Origin of the sequence: Burkholderia cepacia, assembly GCF_029962485.1 — a bacterium.
Lineage (GTDB): Bacteria > Pseudomonadota > Gammaproteobacteria > Burkholderiales > Burkholderiaceae > Burkholderia.
Genome location: NZ_CP073638.1, coordinates 1,137,717 through 1,158,570 on the forward strand (window position 1 = coordinate 1,137,717; position 20,854 = coordinate 1,158,570).

Consider the following 20,854-nt stretch of genomic DNA (forward strand, 5'->3'; position numbering starts at 1 on the left):
GGGGATCGTCTTGGTTGTCTTGTTACTTACTTGGCTGCGGTGCGCGCGCCGCCGAGCACGTCGACGACGGTCCACTTGCCGCCGCGCACCTGGTAGATCGTGAAGGCCGGGTCCTTCAGGTTGCCTTCGGCGTCGAATGCGACGCGCCCCGTCACGCCCGGCCGGTCGATCGCGCGCACCGCCGCGACGAGCTTCGCCGGCTGCGTTGTGCCGGCCTTCTGCGCGGCCGCGATCAGCGTGGCGGCCGCGTCGTACGCGAACGGCGCATGCAGTTCGATCGGTGCACGGAAGCGTGCCTGGTATTGCGTGTCGAACGCCTTGCCGCCCGGCATCCGGTCGAGCGGCAGGCCCGGTTCGAGCGCCGTCACGCCGTCGCCGTCCTTGCCCGCGAGCGACAGGAAGGTCTGGCTCACGAAACCGCCCGCGCCAAGCAGCGGCGCGTTCACGCCGAGCTGGCGCATCCGGCGGGAGATCGGCGCAGCCTGCGCATCGAGGCCGCCGAAGAACACGAGATCCGCGCGCTTGCCCTTGATCGCCGTCAGCACGCCGCTGAAGTCGGTCGTCTTGTCGTTCACGTACTGGCGATCGACGATCGCGCCGCCGTTCGCCTGCACGCCCTTAATGAACTGGTCGGCCAGCCCCGCGCCGAACGACGTGCGATCGTCGATCACCGCGATGCGCTTCGCCTTCAGCGTCTTCACCGCATACGCGCCGGTGAAATTGCCGCCCGCATCGTCGTGACCCATGATGCGGAACGCCGTCGCGTAGCCCTGCTGCGTGTATTGATGGCCGGTGGATGCCGGCGCGATCTGCGGGATGCCCGCATCGCGGTACACGCGCGATGCGGGCACGCTGCAGCCCGTGTTCCAGTGGCCGACGACGCCGATCACGTGCTGGTCGACGAGCTGCTGCGCAACCGCGACGGCCGTGCGCGGATCGGACTGGTCGTCGGCGGCGACGAGCTTGTAGACGACCGGCTTGCCGCCGATGGTCGGATGCTTCGCGTTCGCGTCGTCGATCGCGAGTTGCGCGCCGTTCTGCAGATCCTTGCCGATCCGCGCGGACGGGCCGGTCAGCGGCGCGGCGAGACCGATCAGGATCGTCTGCGGCGCGGATTGTGCGGACGCGGGAACGGAGGCGACCAGGGCGGCGGCCGAGAATGCGAGGCTGGCGTGGAGAAATGCGATTTTCATGTGCGGGGATCGGTGAATCGGATCAAAACATGAAAAATATTAAATATTCAGCACCCAAACCCCAAATACCCAATTGTTGGATGCTTATGCCGTTCTCGGCACATTAACGTATAGCCCAGTAAACAAAGGATATTTTCATGTTGTCGCTTACCCTGACTTTTCGATAAAATTCGACACATGAAAAATATCGAACAATTGCCGCACGATCCGCCGCTGCGTGCGGTGCGTGCATTCGAAGCGTTTGCGCGTCTCGGGTCGGTCACCGCGGCGGCAGGCGAGCTCGACATCACGCCGTCGGCCGTCAGCCATCAGCTGCAACTGCTCGAAGCGTTCATCCAGACGCCGCTGACGGTGCGCGAGGGCCGGCTGCTCGCGCTCACCGACGAAGGGCGCGACTACTACCGCTCGATCAGCGCCGCGTTCTCGGTGCTGCGCAGCGCGACGCGCTTCGTGCGCGACCGCTCGTCGCTGCGGCAGATCACCGTCAGCCTGATCCCGCTGCTCGGCATCGGCTGGTTCATTCCGCGGCTGCACGCGTTCCTCGCCGACAACACGGACGTCGACGTCACGGTGCTGTACGCGCATCACCGCAATTACCGGAGCGACGCGTCGGACCTGTCGATCCGCTTCGGCACCGGCGACTGGCCAGGCTACCGCTGCGAGCGGCTGCTGCCGGGCGCGATGGTGCCGATGTGCAGCCCGTCGTTCCTGAAGCGCCACGGGCCGTTCCGCACGCCCGCCGATCTCGCGCGCGCACCGCTCGTGCACGACGAGGATCGCAGCACGTGGGTCAACTGGCTGCAGGGCGCCGGCGTGCGGCATGTGTCGCATGCGGTGGGGCCGATGTTCGAGGATGGGCAACTGACGCTGAGCGCCGCGCGCGCGGATCTCGGCGCGGCGCTGCTGCGCGCGCCGCTGGTCGAGCGCGAGCTGGCGAACGGCGAGCTCGTGAAGCTGTTCGATCACGTACTCGACGACGGGCGCGACTACTACCTGTGCACGCGCGAGGACGCGGACATGCCGGATGGGGCACGGCGGCTCGCGGCGTGGTTGAGGAAGATGGCGGGGATTTGAGCGGGGCGGGCCGGCGTTGGGACTTCAGCCCGCCTCCGGAAGCAGCAATCGCATCGGCCAAGCCACGACGTTGCGTATCCCCGGCCGGATCTCCATGATGCCCATTCCTTGTAATGGAGATTGCCATGAGCAGAGTTCCCGTCGATCTATCGGATGACCAGCACGCCGCGCTGACCTTCATCGCAGCGCTCAAGAACAGCTCCTGCGCCGACGTCATCCGCGACGCAATCGATGCCTATGTCGCTCGGCACGCGACAACTTTTGCTGACAATGTGTTCGGTCTCTGGAAAGGCCGCACGGTCACCCGCCACGAGGATTTGCAGTCGGAGTGGTAAACGCGCGCCCCGGCACGGACTACCCGATCGGGCGTCTGCGCGACCTGGAGTCGATCCCCCATGGCTTTCGCGTACTGACGCCCCTCCCCCGCACCGGGTGCCCGGCGCTCACGCCGACAAATCAAGGGCCGGAAGCAGATAGAAAATCCCGATGCCCCGGATTGAAACAAGCAATTTCACAAACTCAGGGTGAACCCGGATACTGGCAACACTCCACTCACCACTGAAGACAAGGAATTCTCCAGATGCCGATCATCAACACCCAAATCAAGCCGTTCAAGGCAACCGCTTACCACAACGGCGATTTCGTGCCCGTCTCGGAAGAGAACTTCAAGGGCAAGTGGTCCGTCGTCGTGTTCTACCCGGCCGACTTCACGTTCGTCTGCCCGACCGAGCTGGGCGACCTCGCCGACCGTTACGCGGAATTCCAGAAGCTGGGTGTCGAAATCTACGGCGTGTCGACCGACACGCACTTCACGCACAAGGCATGGCACGACACGTCGGACACGATCGGCAAGATCAAGTACCCGATGATCGGCGACCCGACGCTCACGCTGTCGCGCAACTTCGACGTGCTGATCGAGGAAGAAGGGATGGCCCTGCGCGGCACGTTCGTGATCAACCCGGAAGGCGAGATCAAGCTGTGCGAAATCCACGACAACGGCATCGGCCGCGACGCAGGCGAACTGCTGCGCAAGGTGCAGGCTGCGCAATACATCGCGGCGCACCCGGGTGAAGTGTGCCCGGCCAAGTGGACGCCGGGTGCGGAAACGCTGACCCCGTCGCTCGACCTGATCGGCAAGATCTGACGATCGCTCCGCGCGCCTCGCACGAGGCGCTCGATGGCGGGCCGCCGCAGCATGCGGCCCGCGCCCTCCTCCGGCACGACGTGCCCGACCATAATCATTAATACGGAATCCGAAACGCCATGCTCGACGCCAATCTCAAGAACCAACTCAAAGCGTACCTCGAAAAAATCACGCGCCCGATCGAACTCGTCGCCTCGCTCGACGACAGCGCGAAATCGCAGGAACTGTTGGCGCTGCTGAACGAGATTGCGTCGTTGACGGATCGCGTGACCGTGACCGAACGCCGCGACGACGCCGAGCGCAAGCCGTCGTTCTCGATCGGCGAGCCCGGCAAGCCGGCCGGCATCCGCTTCGCCGGTATCCCGATGGGCCATGAATTCACGTCGCTCGTGCTCGCCTTGCTGCAGACGGGCGGCCACCCGATCAAGCTCGACGACGACGTCATCGAACAAATCCGCGCGCTCGACGGCGACTATGCGTTCGAAACGTTTTTCTCGCTGTCGTGCCAGAACTGCCCGGAAGTCGTGCAGGCGCTGAACGTGATGTCGCTGATCAACCCGCGTATCCGCCACGTCGCGATCGACGGCGCGCTGTTCCAGGATGAAGTCGAGGCGCGCCAGATCATGGCCGTGCCGACGATGTTCCTGAACGGCGCCTCGTTCGGCCAGGGCCGCAGCAGCGTGAAGGAAATCCTCGCGAAGCTCGACACGGGTGCCGGCGAGCGCGCCGCGAAGTCGCTCGAAAACAAGCCGGTGTTCGACACGCTGATCGTCGGCGGCGGCCCGGCAGGCGCGGCAGCCGCCATCTACTCGGCCCGCAAGGGCATCGCGACGGGCGTCGTCGCCGAGCGTTTCGGCGGCCAGGTGCTCGACACGATGGCGATCGAGAACTTCGTGTCGGTGCAGGAAACCGAAGGGCCGAAGTTCGCGACGGCACTCGAGCAGCACGTGAAGCAGTACGACGTCGACATCATGGACGTGCAGCGCGCCGATGCGCTGATTCCGGGCGACGTGCACCAGATCCGCCTCGCGAACGGCACGGTGCTGAAGGCGAAGACGATCATTCTCGCGACCGGCGCGCGCTGGCGCGAAATCAACGTGCCGGGCGAGCGCGAATACCGCAACCGCGGTGTCGCGTACTGCCCGCACTGCGACGGCCCGCTGTTCAAGGGCAAGCGCGTCGCGGTGGTCGGCGGCGGCAACTCGGGCGTCGAGGCCGCGATCGACCTGGCCGGCATCGTGAAGGCCGTCACGCTGATCGAATACGGTGCGCAACTGCGCGCGGACGAAGTCCTGCAGCGCAAGCTGCGCAGCCTGCCGAACGTGACGATCGTCACGCAGGCGCAAACGATCGAGTTGACCGGCGACGGCAGCAAGCTGAACGGGCTCGTCTACAAGGACCTGCGCTCGGGCGACACGCAGCGCATCGATCTCGAAGGCGTGTTCGTGCAGATCGGTCTCGTGCCGAACACCGAATGGCTGAAAGGCACGGTCGAACTGTCGAAGCACGGCGAGATCGTCGTCGATGCCCGCGGCGCGACGTCGGTGCCGGGTGTGTTCGCGGCCGGCGACGTGACGACGGTGCCGTTCAAGCAGATCGTGATCGCGGTGGGTGAAGGCGCGAAGGCATCGCTCGGCGCGTTCGACCACCTGATCCGTCAGGACGTGACGCCGGTGGCCGCTACGCAGCCGCAAGCAGAGGAAGCGGTCGCCGCCTAACGCACCGGCAGCACCGGCAGCACCGGCAGCACCGGCAGCACCGGCAGCACAACGAATTGTCTCTCTTGGCCCCGCATGCCTTGGTCGGCGTGCGGGGTCTTTTTTTGCCTCTGCGCCGAGTGGTGGCGGGACGCGGGCCAACGCCGCCTTCGTCGCTACACGGTCGACATCAACCTGACGATTTCCCGCCGCAGATAGTTCGCGGCCGGACCGAGCCGCCGCCCGGCGCGCGTGACCACATAACGATCGAACGACCGCGCGATCGGATGATCGAGCGGCACCGCGACGACCTGTCCCGCCGCGATCCTTTCCTGCGCCGCCCCGCGCGTCATGAATGCGACGGCGAGATTCTGCGCCGCGATCGCCACTGCCGTCGAAAACCGGTCGCAGCGAAATGCAGGCACGACCACGCGCGCGATATCGGCAAGGATCGCATCGACATGGGCCTGCAGCCCGAACTCGGCGGGCATGAAGACGAGACGCTCGTCGACGAGCGCTTCCATCTTCACGGATTTGCGCGACGCCATCGGGTGGTCGACCGAAAAGATCGCGCAGATGGGCTCGCTCTGGAACAGCCGCGCATTCAGTGTCGGATCCGTCGTCGCGCCGATCGATACGCAGATATCGACCTGATCCTCGCGGGTCATCGCCAGGAGTTGCGGCAGCGAGCCGGTACGCAATTCCACGGTGATGCCCGGATACTTGTCCAGGAAAGGCTTCAGGACCATCGCGACCAGGCTCGCGACCGCCCCTTCGCCCGCCGCGATCGTCACCTGCCCGCGCTTGAGGCCGCGATACTCGTCGAGTTGCGCACGAAACCGGCGGGCATTGCGTTCGCAATCGCGAAAATAATCGACCGCCATCTGCCCCGCTTCCGTCAGCTCCATTTTCCGGCCGCGGCGCGTCACGAGCGACAGCCGAAGTTCCCGCTCCGCAATGGCCACCTGCCGGCTGATCGTCGACACGTTCACATTCAGGCCGAGCGCCGCCTGACGCATTCCGCCGTACGTCGCGATCGCGACCAGGTAGTGCAGCGTGCGCTCCGGAAGACTCCGTTCGACCGTATCCAATGGGTGCTCCAGTGTTGCTCTCAAAGCAACATTCTCGCAGCGTTCGACGCAACTTTCCAGACCGGTTTTCACCGATACTCCGCCCCGGAGCCGAGCCGCGCATGCAACCCGTCCGCGCCGGACCGAAAACAGGGTGGCTTACCACTCGAGGACATCCACGGAGGAGCAACATGAACGACGTCAGCCGGCCGATCGACCGCGCGGAACAGCCGCGCCAGCCCGCCCGCGCACGCGGCGGCAACGAGCCGGTCAACCCCTATGTGCTGCTGTTCGTCATGTTGATGGCGGCTGCGCTTGCGACCTGGATCGTGCCGTCCGGCGAGTTTGCGCGAACGCTCAGCAACGGCATCCGCTTTGTCGTGCCGGGCAGCCTGAAGCCGGTTGCGCAGCACGGCGTGACGCCGGGCGAGATGTTCGTCGCACTGGCCAACGGGATGACCGTGTCCGCGCCGATCATCTTTCTGATCCTGTTTACCGGCGGCGCACTGGCCGTGCTCGAAGCGACCGGCGCGGTGCGCAACGCGCTCGCGCGGGTCGAACGTGGAGATCGCGCCCGGGCACACATCACAGTCGTCGTCATTTGCATCGCCTTCTCGCTGCTCGGCACCCTGGGCATCGTGACAAATTCGGTCGTGGCATTCGTCCCGCTCGGGTTGCTGCTCGCGGAATCGATGCGGCTGCCGAAGGAAATCGGCGCCGGCGTGGTGTATCTGGGCACGTACGCCGGTTTCAACACGGGCATCCTCAATCCGGTGACGACCGGACTGTCGCAGCGCCTGGCCGGCCTGCCGATGTTTTCCGGCATGGCGTTCCGCGTGTGCATCTATGGCGCGTTCGTCATCGCCACCGTCGTCTTTCTCGTCTGGCGCATACGCGCCTGTCGAACGACCGACGCCGCGGTTTCCGACCCGGCACCCTCGGCGGCCCGCCCGCCAGCGCCGACGCCCGCGCGGAGGTTCGACGCCCGGCAACGCGCCGTGGTCGGGATCGTGCTCGCTTGCCTGGCGGTCTTCGTCTACGGTTCGTCGACGCGCCACTGGGCCGAGACCGAGATGATCGCGATGTTTCTCGTCATGGCGATCTCCGCCGGGATCGTGAGCGGCATGCGCCCGGGCGCGATCGCGGACACCTTCCTCCACGGTTGCGGCGGGCTCGTCAAGGGTGCGCTCGTGGTCGGCATGGCGCGGGCCATCTCGATCGTGCTCGCCGACGGCAGAATCATGGACCCGATCGTCAACTCGCTCGCCGGCATGCTTGCACCGCTCGATTCCACGATGGCGGCGATCTGCATGTTCGTGAGCGCCGCGCTGATCCATGTCGGCATCTCGTCCGGTTCCGGCGAATCCGCCGTCCTCGTGCCGATCTTCGCGCCGCTTGGCGACACGCTGCACCTGACCCGGCAGGTCACGGTGCAGGCCGTGCTGCTCGGCGAAGGCTTCATCAACTGCTTCAACCCGACTTCCGGTGTCCTGATGGCTGTCCTCGCAACGTCCGGCATCCCCTACTTCAAGTGGGTCCGTTTCGTCATGCCGCTGCTGATTGCGTGGTTCGTCATCTGCGTCGTCGCGATTGCGACCGGCGTCGCCCTGCACTGGGGCCCCTTCTAGTCAGCCGCTTTTTCCTGGATTGCCCATGCTCCTACCCGACCTGAGTTCCGTCTCCGACCTGCAGCCGCTTGCCGACGACATGCGCAAGCTCCGCTATACGCTGCACTGTTGCCCCGAACTGGCGTTCGAGGAAGTGCAGACCGCCGAGATCGTCGCCGCGCGCCTGAAGGAATATGGCTACACGGTCGCGACGGGCATCGCCGGCACCGGCGTGGTCGGCACGCTGCAACGCGGTTCGAACGAACGCCGCATCGGGATTCGCGCCGACATGGATGCGCTGCCGATCGACGAGCGCAATACGTTCGGTCACAAGAGCCTCCACCCGGGCCGCATGCATGCATGCGGCCACGATGGCCATACCGCGATGCTGCTCGGCGCGGCCCGGCACCTCGCACAACGCGGGCAATTCGACGGCACCGTGCATCTGATCTTCCAGCCGGCCGAGGAACGCGGCTTCGACAGCGGGGCCAAGCGCATGGTCGAGCAAGGATTGTTCACGCGCTTTCCTTGCGACGCGGTGTTCGCGATGCACAACCATCCGGGTGCGCCGGCCGGCACGTTCATGTTCCGCAAGGGGCATTTCATGGCGGCAGGCGACCGCGTGTTCGTGAAGATCGTCGGCAAGGGCGGGCATGCTGCGCGCCCGCACCTGGCCAACGACCCGATCGTCGCCGCAGGCAGTATCGTGATGGCCTTGCAGACCATCGTGTCGCGCAACGTCGATCCGACGCAGTCGGCCGTCGTGACGATCGGCAAGATCGCCGGCGGATCGGCGCCGAACGTGATTCCGGGCGAAGTCGAATTGAGCCTCAGCGTCCGTTCGTTCGACGTGAATGTCCGCCGGATGCTGAAGGAACGCATCACTGCGCTCGTGCACGCACAGGCCGAAAGCTACGGCCTGCGCGCCGTCGTCGACTATGTGGAAGGCTATCCGGTGGTGACGAACACCGACGCAGAAACCGCGCTCGCGATCGAAGTCGCGAAAGAGCTGGTGGGCGAGGCGCATGTAACGGAACAGATGGCGCCGTTGATGGGCAGCGAGGACTTTGCCTACATGCTGCAGGCCTGCCCCGGCGCATTCCTGCGGATCGGCAACGGCCCGACCGACGGCGGGAACACGCTGCATAGCGCGACCTACGACTTCAATGACGAGAACCTGGTCGTCGGCTCCGCATTCTGGGCGAGGCTGGTGGAACGTTATCTACCCGTCGCGTGAGCGATCGATGGCTGCCGTGCTGCATCGCCCGCGCGGCGGCCCTTCGTCGACGCGCCGTTTGCACGGCCACCCCGATCGGGCGTAGGCTTCGTCGAACCGGCCCGGAAACCAGGGAAGACCACACATGCTCGGCATGCCAATCAAATCGTTCGTCATGCTCGCCTTCGGCGCCGCCGTCGGTACGTGGGCACTTGCCGCCGAACCGCTTCCGGTCGGGCGGGACACCGGCGTTCCGGCCTTCTATGCGTGGACCGACACCGTTCCGGCAACGCCCGGACAATTGCTGCGCACCGAACCGCTGACGACCGAGCAGAGCCTCGCCGAAGCCGGCAAGAACATCCGGATCCTCTACACATCGACCGACGGCGTCGACGGCCGCACGCCGATCGTCGTGTCGGGCGCGCTGTTTCTGCCGAAAGGAACACCGCCGCGAGGCGGCTGGCCGACGATGGCGTGGGCACACGGCACCGTCGGTAGCGCCAACGTGTGTGCACCGTCGCTGGCGCGCCGCAGCGAACGCGACACGCGCTATCTGAACGACTGGCTCGCCCGCGGCTACGCGATCGTCGCGACCGACTATCAGGGCCTCGGCGCGTCCGGCGTGCATCCCTACGGACTGACGCGCCCGCTCGCGTACAACGTTCTCGACAGCATCCGCGCGGTGCAGCACGGCGACTTCGACCTGACGTCCCGCGCCGTCGTGTTCGGGCAATCGCAAGGCGCACGCGCCGCCTTTGCAACGGCCGTCTATGCGAAGTCGTATGCGCCCGAACTGGCGATCGCCGGCGTGGTGGCAACCGGCACGCCCTATGCGGCCGTTCACAACCACGCGGCCGATACCGAGCGGGCACGCGCGCACCAGTCGGTCGTCCCGACCTTCGCGTACGACATGCTGCGCATCAGTACCGCGGCGCTGCTCGATCCCGCGTTCGTTCCTGCCGACTACCTGCACGAGAATGCCATGCCGGCGTTCGAACTCAGCCGGCGCGCATGCCTGCATGCACTCGAATCGAGGATCGTCGCGGACGAACTCACGTACGACACCAGCTTCAAGCGTTCGCCAAAGCCGGCGTTCGAGGCGATCCAGCGCGAAGCCGCCTATCCGGCGCTGACGTCGGACATTCCGATCTTCATCGGCACGGGCGGCAAGGATCGCGACGTGTTCGTGCCAGACCAGATCGCACTCGCCACCGACGCCTGCCGCGCCGGCGACCGGATCGAATGGCATTTCTATCCGGCGCTCGACCACTCCGGAACCGTCAACGGCTCGCTTCCCGATTCCGCTCGATTCGTCGCACGAGCGTTTGCTGGCGAACGACTCGATGGAAATTGCGCGTCGTTACCGTCGAAGCCTTGAAGCGGGGCTGAAGCGCATGCGCGGATCCGTTTCGCGAATGGCGCATCGCACGCAGCATTCCCTCTCGACGATACGATCGAGTCTCGCCTGCGTCATGCGACAAACGCTCATCGCGAAAATCACTTCGGCGTCGAAGGCGAGCTGTCGTTCGTCGTCCTGACGTTACTCGATTCCCGGACCAGTTGCTCGGTCATCGCAGCGGCAACCGGGTTCGCACCCGACGACGAACCGCCCTGCCGGTACGAACCGGCGCTTGCCGACATCGACGACATCGGCGGCGGCGGCAACGACGGGTCAAGCTTCGCCGATTCCCTGACGAGTGCAGCCGTTTCCGGTGTTTCGGATTTCGTCGCGGCCGGTGCAGCGGCCTCATGGCGTTCGAGGCCATCGCGCTTGCGCGGCGCGCGTTGCGTAACCTGCGCGGGTGCGGCCGGCTGGGTCGGTTTGGCGGTCGGTGGCGGCGCTGGCGGGGTCGAATCCTGCGCATCGACCGTCACGACATTCACCTTCGGCGGCGGCGCACTCGGCTTCGTCTCCGGCTGGGCTTTATCGCTGACGACCGGTACAGCGGGGGCAGAAGGAGGCGCGGCGCTGACGCGCGCGGGTGCGGATGGAGGTGGCGGAACAGCGGCCTGTTGCGGCGGCGGCGCGGCGGCGGGTGCCGACGGCGCGATGGCGCCCTGCACCGCGTGATCGTTGTTCGCGGGTGCGACGGCCGCCGGCGCGGCCGAATCGCCAATGCCCGAGTCTTCGATCGCACGGTGGTCCGCGCGCAGAAGCATCACGTAGGCAGTGCCGGCCGCGGCTACCAGGAGCCCACCGGCGATCATCAAGGTCTTGCGGGTACTCGTCATGCTTGCTCACCGATCATGTCGACGTGAACAAGCCATCATACGCGGCCATTGGCCGTCGATCCCGCATGAATACATTTGGTTGCATTGTGCCGGGAGCCGGTCGGCGTGACGTTCGTCAGACGTATTGCTGCCCTGCTCCGGCACGATCGAAGCGCCGCCCTTACTCCGGAAACGGCAATTCCGTCTGCCCGTCCGCGCGCATGCCGAACGTATTCAGCGTCATCGCAACGAGCGCGTAGTAGCCGAGCAACGCAACGAGATTCACAACGGTTTCGTGACCGAAACGCGCTTGCGCCCGTGCGAACGTCGCGTCGCTGACGCGCTTCGTATCGTACAGCTCGCTTGCGAATGCATGAATCAGCGCATCGTCGTCCGATTCGAATGCGGGCGCGACGCCGAGCCGGATTGCGTCGGCCGTCGCCGCCGGTACGCCCGCATCGAGCGCGATCGGATGATGGATGTGCCACTCGGCCTGCGAGCGCCAGCGTGCGGCCGTCACGAGAATCGCAAGCTCCGACAGCCGCAGCGGCAGGCCCGTGCGATAGCGGCAGAACGCACCGAGCTTCTGCGCGTGCTGGGCCAGCTCGGGGCTCGCGATCCAGCCGAGGAACGGCCCGTTCAGGTTGCCGCGCGGGCCGCTGAGGATGTCGGCCAGCACGGCCTTCTGCTCATCGGTGGCCGATGCGGGATCGAACGGAGGCAATCTGTCAGTCATGTTGATGTTCCGGTGAGGTTCGGTGGCCGTCACACACCGGCCGACGCGAGCGCCGCGCCGATCGCGCCGGACAGTCGCTCGACGATCGTATCGATCTGCTGCGCGGTGCTGATGAACGGCGGCGCAACCAGGATGTGATCGCCGTGGACGCCGTCGATCGTGCCGCCCATCGGATACACCATCAACCCGCGCTGCATCGCTTCGCGCTTGACCGCCGCATGCAGCTTCAGCGCGGGATCGAACGTCGCCTTGGTGTCGCGATCGCGCACAAGTTCAACGCCGACGAACAGCCCACGGCCGCGCACGTCGCCCACATGCGGATGCGCGCCGTAATGCTCGCGTAACGATGCACGCAGTTGCTCGCCACGCGCCTTCACGTTGTCGAGCAGTTTCTCTTCGGCGATCACGCGCTGTACTTCGAGCGCGGCCGCACAGGCGGTTGCGTGGCCGAGGTACGTGTGGCCGTGCTGGAAGAAGCCCGAGCCGTCGACGATCGTCCGGTAGATGCGGTCGCTCACCAGCGTTGCGCCGATCGGCTGGTAGCCTGCGCCGAGCCCTTTCGCGATCGTCAGCAGGTCGGGCGCGACGCCGTCTTCTTCACATGCGTACAGATAACCGGTACGCCCCATCCCCGACATGATCTCGTCGAGGATCAGCAGCACGCCGTACTTGTCGCACACCGCGCGAATCTTCTTCAGATACGTGCGCACCGGCGGCACCGCGCCAGCCGTCGCGCCGACCACCGTTTCCGCGACGAACGCCGCAACGTTTTCCGCGCCGAGTTCGACGATCTTTCGTTCAAGCTCGTCCGCCAGACGCTGTGCATACGCTTCGTCGGTTTCGCCCGATTGCTGGTCGCGGTACGCATAGCACGGGCTCACGTGGTGCGCTTCGATCAGCAGCGGCAGGAACGGCTCGCGCCGCCAGGCGTTGCCGCCGATCGCGAGTGCGCCGAGCGTGTTGCCGTGATAGCTCTGCCGCCGCGCGATGAAATGCCGGCGCTGCGACTCGCCCTTCTCGACGAAATACTGGCGTGCGAGCTTCAGCGCGGCCTCGATCGCTTCGGAGCCGCCCGATACGAAGTACACGTGTTCGAGGCCGGCCGGCGCGGCAGCGACGAGCCGGTCGGCGAGTTCCTCGGCCACGTCGGTGGTGAAGAACGACGTATGCGCGTACGCGAGTTGCTGCACCTGCCGCTTGATCGCGTCGATCACGCGCTGGTTGCTGTGGCCGAGACACGACACGGCCGCGCCGCCGCAGGCGTCGATATAGCGTTTGCCGGTGGAATCGATGATCTCGATGCCGTCGCCGGCGACGGCAACGGGCAAGGTGGCGCGCGGAGCGCGATGGAAAACGGTCGTCATGCGTTGCCTCATGGATCAGGACGCGTCGTGCGCGCGTCCGGACGGCACGATGCGCGTCGCGAAACGCTGCGTGCCGTGTTGGTGAATGGTGAAGTCGATCGATGTCGCACCGATCGCGAACACGGCCGTGGCCAGCGTGTTCTCGTCGTCGGGGTCGGCCGGATCGTCGCGGTAGATCGGCAGCCCTTCCGGCGCGCGATCGCCGAGCACGTCGAGCAGCGCGGCTTCGTCGATCGCGTCGATGCCGGGTGTCAGCGCGTCGACGCGGCGCTGGCGGTCGGCCGACGATTGCGTGACGATCTGCGCTTCTGTTTCACAGCCCGGATGCACGAGATGATTCGCGTGCCCGGCAAGCCTCGCCACGTCGACGACCGAGCAACGTGCGACGCTCGCCTCGATGCTCAACAGCCGCGTGTCGCCGGTCGCGCCGAGCGTATGATGAAAACCGCTCGCGCGCGCATTCACGCGCAACACGTCGGCGGCCGCGTCGAGCGACGTCGCGTCGAGCACCGCCCGCGCGAGGATCATGCGTGGCACGCCCGGAGCGGGCGTCTTGATCCGCAGATTGTTGATCGCTTGCGCGATACCCGCGCGGTTCGCGGCAAACGTATGGCCCGGCAGCGAACCGGGGTAATAGAAACTGATGAACCCCGGCTTGCCCACCGGCTGCACGTCGACGAGCAGGCACCGCTCGCGCAGGAACGGATCGCCGTCCTCGTTGTGCGCGATCCAGCGTGTACCGGCCACGTCGCGCGCGGCAAGCGTCGTGCAGCCGTCCGGCGCGTTGTGGATCAGCTCGCCGCGGCAGTTCCACAGGAAGATGTCCTCGGCCGGCCAGCCGATGCCCGCCGCGATCCCGTCCAGTTCCGCGACAAGATCGGGGTACGCGGCCAGCGCGGCCTGCCGCAGCGCATCGACGAACGGATGGCCGCGCCAGCGGCGCACGGCCTGCCATGCGCTGCTCTGCTGCATGTACGTGTCGAATACGGGGCGGGCAAGCTCGCCGAGGCGCACGCCGATGTCGAACGGCGCACCGGCGATGACGGGGGAAAGGGAAAGCGGCATGTCGGCTATTTCGGTTTCGTTCAGGACACGTGTTTCAGGAATTCCTTCAGGCGCGGCGTCGGCGGCCGGTCGATCAGGTCGACCGGATGGCCGTCCTCGGCAATGCCGCCCTGATCCATGAACAGCAGCCGCGTGCCGACCCGCTTCGCAAAGCCGATCTCGTGCGTGACGACGATCATCGTCATCCCTTCGTTAGCGAGATCCTGCATCACTTTCAGCACTTCGTGGCGCAATTCCGGATCGAGCGCCGACGTCGGCTCGTCGAACAGCATCAACCGCGGCCGGATCGCGAGCGCACGCGCGATCGCGACGCGCTGCTGCTGGCCACCCGACAGCTCGGACGGGTAATGATTCGCGCGCGATTCGAGGCCGACCTTGTCGAGCAGCGCCATCGCCTGGTCGCGTGCTTCGGCGCGCGATGCGCCGCGTACCTGGATCGGCCCGAACATCACGTTCTCGAGCGCCGTCATTTGCGGAAACAGGTTGAACTGCTGGAATACCATGCCGGCTTCGAGCCGGATGTTGCGGATCGTCGTCGCGTTGCCGCGCACGCTCTGGCCGTCGACGAGCAATTCGCCGCCGGTGATTTTCTCGAGCGCGTTGATACAGCGCAGCATCGTCGACTTGCCCGAACCGGACGGGCCGATCACGACGACCACCTCGCCCGCGTCGATCTTCAGGTCGATGTGCTTCAGCACCGGCACGTGGCCGAAGCTCTTCGACACGTTCTGGAATTCGATCATGCTCATAGGATGCTCCAGGACACGTTCAATTTCTGACAGGGCGGAATGAATCGTTGTTGACAGACAGCACGACGCGACCGAAAGGCATCGCGGGGCTGCGAATAAGAGAGTGGGCCTGCAGTGGCTGTGGTGTCGTGCATGATCGCGATATCAACGCTGCGTTGAACATTCTCCGATGCGGACGTGCATCGCCAGTTGTGGGAATTGCCCCTCTCCATTCAGAGAGGCAAGGACGTCAAAGGATGCGCATCCTCTTTTCGACGACCCGAAGCGTCAACGTCATTGCGCCGGTAAGAATCAAGTAGATCACAGCCACGGCGCTCCAGATCTCGACCGCCTGGAAATTGCCCGCGATGATTTCCTGCCCCTTGCGCGTCAGTTCGCCGACACCGATCACGATGAACAGCGACGTGTCCTTCAGGCTCACGATGCACTGGTTGCCGAGCGGCGGAATCAACCGCCGGAACGCGAGCGGCCCGACCACCTTGAGCAGCACGCGCGGCATCGACAAGCCCATCGCGAGCCCTGCTTCCGTCAGCCCCTTCGGGATCGACAGCAGCGCACCGCGCACCACTTCCGCGAGATACGCGCCGGAATTCACCGTGATCGCGATGATCGCGGCCGTCAGGCCGTCGATGCGGATATGCGCGAGCAGCGGCAGCGCGAAGTACAGGAACATCACCTGCACGACGATCGGCGTGCCGCGAATCAACTCAATATAGACCTGCGCGAGCACGTTCATCGCCTTCGGTCCGTAAGCGCGGAACATGCCCGCGACCATTCCGACGATGAAGCCGCCCACCAGCCCGAAAAATGCGATGAACACCGTCAACCGGACCCCGTCCATCAGGTCCGGCAACGCCGCCCAAATCGCCGACCAATCGAAATTCACTTGTCGCTCTCCGTTCGATTCAAGACCGGCGCGGCCACCCGGCCGCGCCATGGCGCGCCGTCTCGCTTACATCTTCGGCGGTTCGGCGCCGAACCACTTCTTGTAGATCTGCGCGTAGCGGCCGTCGGCCTTGATCTTCACGAGCGACGCATTGACCTTCGGCACGAGCGGGCTGCCCTTCGGGAAACCCATCCCGTACTTGTCGCCGCTGACCGGCTGGCCCGCAACCTTCACCTTGCCCTTGCCTTCGTTGTTCACGAAGAACAACACGTTCGGCGTATCGTGCATCGCCGCGTCGACGCGACCGGCTTCGAGCGCGAGGTAGGCCTGGTCGATGTTCGGGAACTGGCGGATCTCCTTCGGCTTCAGGTGCGCCTTGATCCAGTCGATCGTCGCGGTACCCGTCTTCGCGGCGATCACCTTGCCGTTCAGGTCGTCGATCGACTTGATCGACGTGTTGCCGGTCTGCACCATCGCGGCCAGCCCGCTGTCGTAATACGGCGCGGAGAAGTCGATCGCCTTCTTGCGCTCCTCCTTGATCGTCATCCCCGACAGCGCGACGTCGATGTTCTGCGTCTGCAGCGCCGGGATCAGGCCCGCGAAATCCATCGGCTGGATCGTGTACTTCCAGCCCTGGTCCTTCGCGATCTCGGCCCACAGGTCGAGATCGAAGCCGACGTACTTGTCGCCCTGCTTGAACTCGAACGGCATGAACGACGTATCGGTCCCGACGACGAGCGTCTTGGTATCCGCGTGGGCGATGCTTGCGCCGAGCGCGGCGGCGACCGCGACGGCTTTCAGGAAGGAACGGCGACTCATGGTTTCTCTCCGCATGATTGGGCGATGTAACCGGCCAGCTGGCCGGCGGTAACGACGACATCAGGCCGCACCGCAACATGCGATGTCGAATTAGACCTTAGTGCAACATGTGTTGTCAAACGCGATACTACGACAACAAAAAAATCCGCAACGGATAAATGCATCGAGACAAACCCGGGCCGTGCGGAGCGGATTGATCAGAGGAAACGGGAAGATGGCGGGACAGGACGCCCCGCCGGATCGCGCTACCGCGGATGGCAGCGCGTAGGGAGAAGATGGCGGCGACGGGCCGCGATGGCCTGTGCGCACAGAGCCGGCAATCGCCGGCGCAACTCAACGCGTGTTGCGGGATGACCGTGACCTTGCCGGACCGCGATGCGCCGATGCTGCGTCGCTCACGCAGCCACCCCGCTCGCCTGATGCGACACGAGCCGCGCATACGCGCCCTGCCGTGCCAGCAGGTCCACGTGGCTTCCCGCTTCGATCACGCTGCCCTGCTCGATCACGAGGATCAGGTCGGCATTGCGCACGGTCGACAACCGGTGCGCGATGATGATCGACGTGCGCTGCGTCATCAGGTCTTCCAGCGCCGCGCGGATCTGCTGCTCGCTGATCGTGTCCAGATGGGACGTCGCCTCGTCGAGGATCAGCACGGGCGCATCCTTCAGGAATGCGCGCGCGATTGCGACGCGCTGGCGCTGGCCGCCCGACAGCTGAACGCCGCGCTCGCCGACGCGCGTCGCGAGCCCGTCCGGCAGCCGCGCAACGAAATCGCCGAGCGCCGCATGGTCGATCGCGCGCTGCACGTCCGCGCCGGACGCGTCGTTCGCGGCGAGCCGGATGTTCGCTTCGAGCGTGTCGTTGAACAGGTAGGTATCCTGCGCAACCAGCGCGATGTGCTGCCGCAGGTCGTCGAGCCGCAGGTCGCGCAGGTCGACGCCGCCGAGCGTCACGCGGCCCTGCTGCGGATCCCAGAAGCGCAGCAGCAGGCTCGCGACCGTCGACTTGCCGGCGCCCGACGCACCGACCAGCGCGACCGTACTGCCCGGCGGCACCTCGAAGCTCACGCGATCGATCGCGGGCACGCCGCGGCCCGGATAGGTGAACAACGCCGCCTCGAAACGCACGGCCGGATTACCGGGCATCGCGTGCGTGCCGTCCGTCACGGTCACGGGCTCTTTCTCCAGCGCGCGCAAGCGGCGCGTCGACGCGATCGTGTCCGCCAGCTGGCGCGCAACCTGGCCGATTTCGGCCACCGGCATGAACGCGGCCACGGCGACCAGCACCAGCAGCGGCAACGACGCGTGCGGAAACCAGCCGCGTGCGCACAGCAGCGCACCGAGCGCCGCGACGGCCAGCCCGCCGAGGCCGCTCGCGACTTCCAGCGCGGCGCTCTGCGTCGACAGGTCGTCGAGCAGCTTCGCGCGCTGCCGGCGATACGCATCGACCTCGGCCAGGAACGCTTCCCGCCGGCGCACGATCGCCTGGAACGCGGTCAGTTCCGCGAGCCCCTGGATCGTTTCGGTCAGGTGCGCGCCCAGCTGGCCGAGCGCTTCGCGCGCGCCGGTGCCGAGCCGGTCGACGTCGCGCCGCGCGAGCACGGGCGCCAGCCCAGCCCACAGCAGGAACGGCAGCAGCACGAGCGCGAGCGGCCATGCGATCGACGCGAGCAGCACCAGCACGGCGGCCGGCACCAATACCGCGACGAACGCGGGCGCGAGCGTGTGCGCATAGAAATATTCGACGGTCTCGACATCCTGCGTCGCGAGCGACACGAGATCGCCGGAACGGCGGCGCAGCAGCCCGGCCGGCGCGAGGCGTTCGAGCGTCGCGAACAGCGCGATGCGCATTTCCGCGAGCAGCCGGTACGCCATGTCGTGCGCGAGCCACGATTCGAGCCAGTGCAGCACGGCCGCCACCGGCGCGATCACGAGCAGCGCGACGACGAGCGCGGTGCTCACGTGGCCGGACGACACCGCACCGACCACAAGTGCGCCGATCACGCCGACGCCGATGAACGCGAGCACGCGGCCGATCCCGAACAGCACGGTCAGCGCCACCTTGCCCTTCCACGGCTGCACGAAGCGCAGCAGCGTCTGCAACGTTTCCGGCCAGCCGATCGTCGCCGCGTCGTCGTTCAGCGGCCGCACCTGCGGACCCGACGACGCACGCGCAGTGGTGCCTGCCGTCGCCGCCGCGCCGACGGATTCGGCGACCGCCTCCAGTTGTGGCCCCATCAGCCGGCGATACGGACCGTCACGCGCGATCAGCGCCGCGTGCGTGCCTTCGTCGACCACCTGCCCCTGGTCGAGCACGAGAATGCGGTCTGCGCCGATCACGCTGGACAACCGGTGCGCGAGCACGAGCGTCGTCCGGCCGCGCGTGAGCCGGTCGAGCGCCTGCTGGATCAGCGCTTCATTCTCCGCATCGACCGACGAAAGCGCCTCGTCGAGCAGCAGGATCGGCGCATCGCGCAGCAGCGCGCGGGCAATCGCGATGCGCTGGCGCTGGCCGCCCGACAGCATGAGCCCGCGTTCGCCGATGCGCGTCGCGTAGCCGTCGGGCAGCGCCGAAATGAAATCGTGCGCGTTGGCGGCGCGCGCGGCCGCGATCATGTCGGCATCGCTTGCATCGGGGCGGCCAAGGCGCAGGTTATCGGCCACGCTGCCATCGAACAGTGTCGCGTCCTGCGCGACGACCGCGATCATTTCGCGCACCTGGTCGCCATCGAGCGTACGCACGTCGTGGCCGCCGATCCGTACGGCACCGCCCTGTGCGTCGTGCTGGCGCAGCAACAGGCGCACGATCGTGGACTTGCCCGCACCGCTCGGCCCGACGATGGCGACCGTCTCGCCTTCGCGAACCGTGAAGCTCAGCGCCGCATGCGCATCCGCGCGGCGCCCAGGATATGCGAAGCTGACGTCGTCGAACGCGAGCTCCGGCCGCAAGCCCGTCACGCGCGGCACGTCGGCCGCCGGTGCCTGGCTGCGCGCGTCGAGCAGCGCATGGATCGCGTTCGCGGCCGACTGGCCGATCATCCCCTGGTGCAATACGGAACGCAGGTCGCGCAGCGGCCGAAAGATTTCGCTGCCGGCCATCAGCACGATCAGCAATGCTTCGAGACTCATGTCGCCATGCCGCACGCGCCATGCGCCCACCGCGATCGCCGCGGCCGCGCCCAGGCCCGTGCCGAGATCCGTGAAGAGCCGCGTCAGCAGGCCGAGCGCGAGCACCCAGAACGTGCTGTCGGACAGCGCACGCGCCTTCGCGGCCAGCTTCGCGCCGAACGCGGTGCTCTGCCCGAACGCCTTCAGCGTCGGCAGGCCCTGCACCGCGTCGAGAAACTCCTCGCCGAACGCCTTGAACGCGGCCGAGCGCGCGAGCGCCGCACGCTTGTCGGCACGATGCACGAGCTGCGGCAGCGCGAGCGTCACGAGCGCCGCGACCAGCAGGATCGCGGCCGTCGGTACGTCCCACCATGCGAGCACCGCGAAGATCATGACCGGCGCACACGCGGCGATCACGAGCTGCGGCAGATAGACGCCGAAGAAGGTTTGCAGCTGCTCGACGCCGTCGACGACGGCCAGCATCACGCCGCCCGTGCGCTCGCCGCTGAACCACGCAGGACCGAGCGCGGCGATCCGGTCGAACAGCCGCGCGCGCAGCGTGGCCTGTACGCGTCCGGCCGTGTGCTGCGCGAGCACCGTGCGGCGATGGTCGAGCCACGCGCGCAACAGCACGCAGGCCGCCGTTGCAACGACGGCTTCGCCGATGCTGCGTACCGGCGCGCCGGCAAAAACCAGCGCCAGCACGCGCCCGAGAAAGACGAAACGCAGGATGCCGACACCCATCGCGAGCAGCCCGAGCGCGACGGCCGCGGCCACGCGCCAGCGCAGTCCCGCCATCATTGCCCATAGTCGTCGGTCGAAATACATGTTGCCCTCCGGTCAGTGATTCGTTGCTTTTTTCTTGACCGGATCGAGGCTACCCGCGCCGCCCACGCGCGGCAAAAGATGATTTTTC

At 66.4% G+C, this 20,854-nt stretch carries 17 protein-coding genes and 1 pseudogene; 8 read left to right on the forward strand and 10 right to left on the reverse strand.

Going from position 1 to position 20,854, the window contains the following annotated elements:
- Nucleotides 1-26: 26 nt before the first annotated feature.
- On the reverse strand, nt 27-1,193 hold the full coding sequence (locus KEC55_RS21485) for a branched-chain amino acid ABC transporter substrate-binding protein (protein ID WP_282510530.1): 1,167 nt from the start codon (nt 1,191-1,193) through the stop codon (nt 27-29).
- 177 nt (nt 1,194-1,370) lie between these two features.
- On the opposite strand from KEC55_RS21485, the gene KEC55_RS21490 reads away from it, so the two are divergent.
- From KEC55_RS21490 to ahpF, 4 genes are all read left to right on the forward strand, one after another.
- Nucleotides 1,371-2,267 (forward strand): LysR substrate-binding domain-containing protein, encoded by an 897-nt coding sequence (locus KEC55_RS21490; RefSeq protein ID WP_027782765.1) that lies wholly within the window; start codon nt 1,371-1,373, stop codon nt 2,265-2,267.
- A gap of 125 nt (nt 2,268-2,392) precedes the next feature.
- The gene (locus KEC55_RS21495) at nt 2,393-2,602 is read left to right on the forward strand and encodes a CopG family transcriptional regulator (RefSeq protein ID WP_282510537.1); all 210 of its coding nucleotides are present in this window, start codon (nt 2,393-2,395) and stop codon (nt 2,600-2,602) included.
- Between the two features lie 245 nt (nt 2,603-2,847).
- A complete protein-coding gene (gene ahpC / locus KEC55_RS21500; RefSeq protein WP_006488685.1) occupies nt 2,848-3,411 on the forward strand; it encodes an alkyl hydroperoxide reductase subunit C in 564 nt (187 codons plus the stop codon).
- Nucleotides 3,412-3,530: 119 nt separating this feature from the next.
- Nucleotides 3,531-5,129 (forward strand): alkyl hydroperoxide reductase subunit F, encoded by a 1,599-nt coding sequence (ahpF, locus tag KEC55_RS21505; RefSeq protein WP_282510541.1) that lies wholly within the window; start codon nt 3,531-3,533, stop codon nt 5,127-5,129.
- A gap of 155 nt (nt 5,130-5,284) precedes the next feature.
- Here ahpF and KEC55_RS21510 read toward each other — a convergent pair whose 3' ends face one another.
- Nucleotides 5,285-6,199, reverse strand: a complete 915-nt coding sequence (locus KEC55_RS21510; protein WP_282510544.1) for a LysR family transcriptional regulator — start codon at nt 6,197-6,199, stop codon at nt 5,285-5,287.
- A gap of 101 nt (nt 6,200-6,300) precedes the next feature.
- On the opposite strand from KEC55_RS21510, the gene KEC55_RS21515 reads away from it, so the two are divergent.
- The 3 genes from KEC55_RS21515 to KEC55_RS21525 all read left to right on the forward strand — a co-directional run bounded on the left by KEC55_RS21515 (nt 6,301) and on the right by KEC55_RS21525 (nt 10,379).
- On the forward strand, nt 6,301-7,806 hold the full coding sequence (locus KEC55_RS21515) for a YfcC family protein (protein WP_282510546.1): 1,506 nt from the start codon (nt 6,301-6,303) through the stop codon (nt 7,804-7,806).
- A 25-nt stretch (nt 7,807-7,831) separates the two neighbouring features.
- Complete coding sequence (locus tag KEC55_RS21520) at nt 7,832-9,022, forward strand: M20 aminoacylase family protein (RefSeq protein ID WP_282510548.1); 1,191 nt, start codon at nt 7,832-7,834, stop codon at nt 9,020-9,022.
- A 133-nt stretch (nt 9,023-9,155) separates the two neighbouring features.
- On the forward strand, nt 9,156-10,379 hold the full coding sequence (locus KEC55_RS21525; protein ID WP_282510550.1) for a lipase family protein: 1,224 nt from the start codon (nt 9,156-9,158) through the stop codon (nt 10,377-10,379).
- Between the two features lie 119 nt (nt 10,380-10,498).
- On the opposite strand, the gene KEC55_RS21530 is transcribed toward KEC55_RS21525, so the two are convergent.
- The 5 genes from KEC55_RS21530 to glnQ all read right to left on the reverse strand — a co-directional run bounded on the left by KEC55_RS21530 (nt 10,499) and on the right by glnQ (nt 15,126).
- Nucleotides 10,499-11,233 (reverse strand): extensin, encoded by a 735-nt coding sequence (locus KEC55_RS21530; protein ID WP_282510553.1) that lies wholly within the window; start codon nt 11,231-11,233, stop codon nt 10,499-10,501.
- Between the two features lie 160 nt (nt 11,234-11,393).
- On the reverse strand, nt 11,394-11,948 hold the full coding sequence (locus tag KEC55_RS21535; RefSeq protein ID WP_282510557.1) for a carboxymuconolactone decarboxylase family protein: 555 nt from the start codon (nt 11,946-11,948) through the stop codon (nt 11,394-11,396).
- A gap of 29 nt (nt 11,949-11,977) precedes the next feature.
- Nucleotides 11,978-13,312 carry an aspartate aminotransferase family protein gene (locus KEC55_RS21540; protein WP_282510559.1) on the reverse strand — a complete coding sequence of 445 codons (1,335 nt, stop codon included), beginning with the start codon at nt 13,310-13,312 and terminating at the stop codon, nt 11,978-11,980.
- A gap of 15 nt (nt 13,313-13,327) precedes the next feature.
- The gene (locus KEC55_RS21545; protein WP_282510561.1) at nt 13,328-14,377 is read right to left on the reverse strand and encodes a C45 family autoproteolytic acyltransferase/hydolase; all 1,050 of its coding nucleotides are present in this window, start codon (nt 14,375-14,377) and stop codon (nt 13,328-13,330) included.
- 20 nt (nt 14,378-14,397) lie between these two features.
- A complete protein-coding gene (gene glnQ, locus KEC55_RS21550; protein WP_282510563.1) occupies nt 14,398-15,126 on the reverse strand; it encodes a glutamine ABC transporter ATP-binding protein GlnQ in 729 nt (242 codons plus the stop codon).
- Nucleotides 15,127-15,182: 56 nt separating this feature from the next.
- Here glnQ and KEC55_RS21555 point away from each other — a divergent pair.
- A pseudogene (locus tag KEC55_RS21555) lies at nt 15,183-15,335 on the forward strand (zinc ribbon domain-containing protein); the annotation flags it as partial.
- Between the two features lie 20 nt (nt 15,336-15,355).
- Here the strand turns inward: KEC55_RS21555 and glnP are convergent.
- The 3 genes from glnP to KEC55_RS21570 all read right to left on the reverse strand — a co-directional run bounded on the left by glnP (nt 15,356) and on the right by KEC55_RS21570 (nt 20,766).
- The gene (glnP, locus tag KEC55_RS21560; protein ID WP_282510565.1) at nt 15,356-16,063 is read right to left on the reverse strand and encodes a glutamine ABC transporter permease GlnP; all 708 of its coding nucleotides are present in this window, start codon (nt 16,061-16,063) and stop codon (nt 15,356-15,358) included.
- Nucleotides 16,064-16,078: 15 nt separating this feature from the next.
- Nucleotides 16,079-16,831, reverse strand: coding sequence for a glutamine ABC transporter substrate-binding protein GlnH (gene glnH / locus KEC55_RS21565; RefSeq protein WP_176045086.1), 753 nt, complete (start codon nt 16,829-16,831; stop codon nt 16,079-16,081).
- Between the two features lie 395 nt (nt 16,832-17,226).
- A complete protein-coding gene (locus KEC55_RS21570) occupies nt 17,227-20,766 on the reverse strand; it encodes an ABC transporter ATP-binding protein/permease (RefSeq protein ID WP_282510569.1) in 3,540 nt (1,179 codons plus the stop codon).
- Between the last annotated feature and the right edge of the window lie 88 nt (nt 20,767-20,854).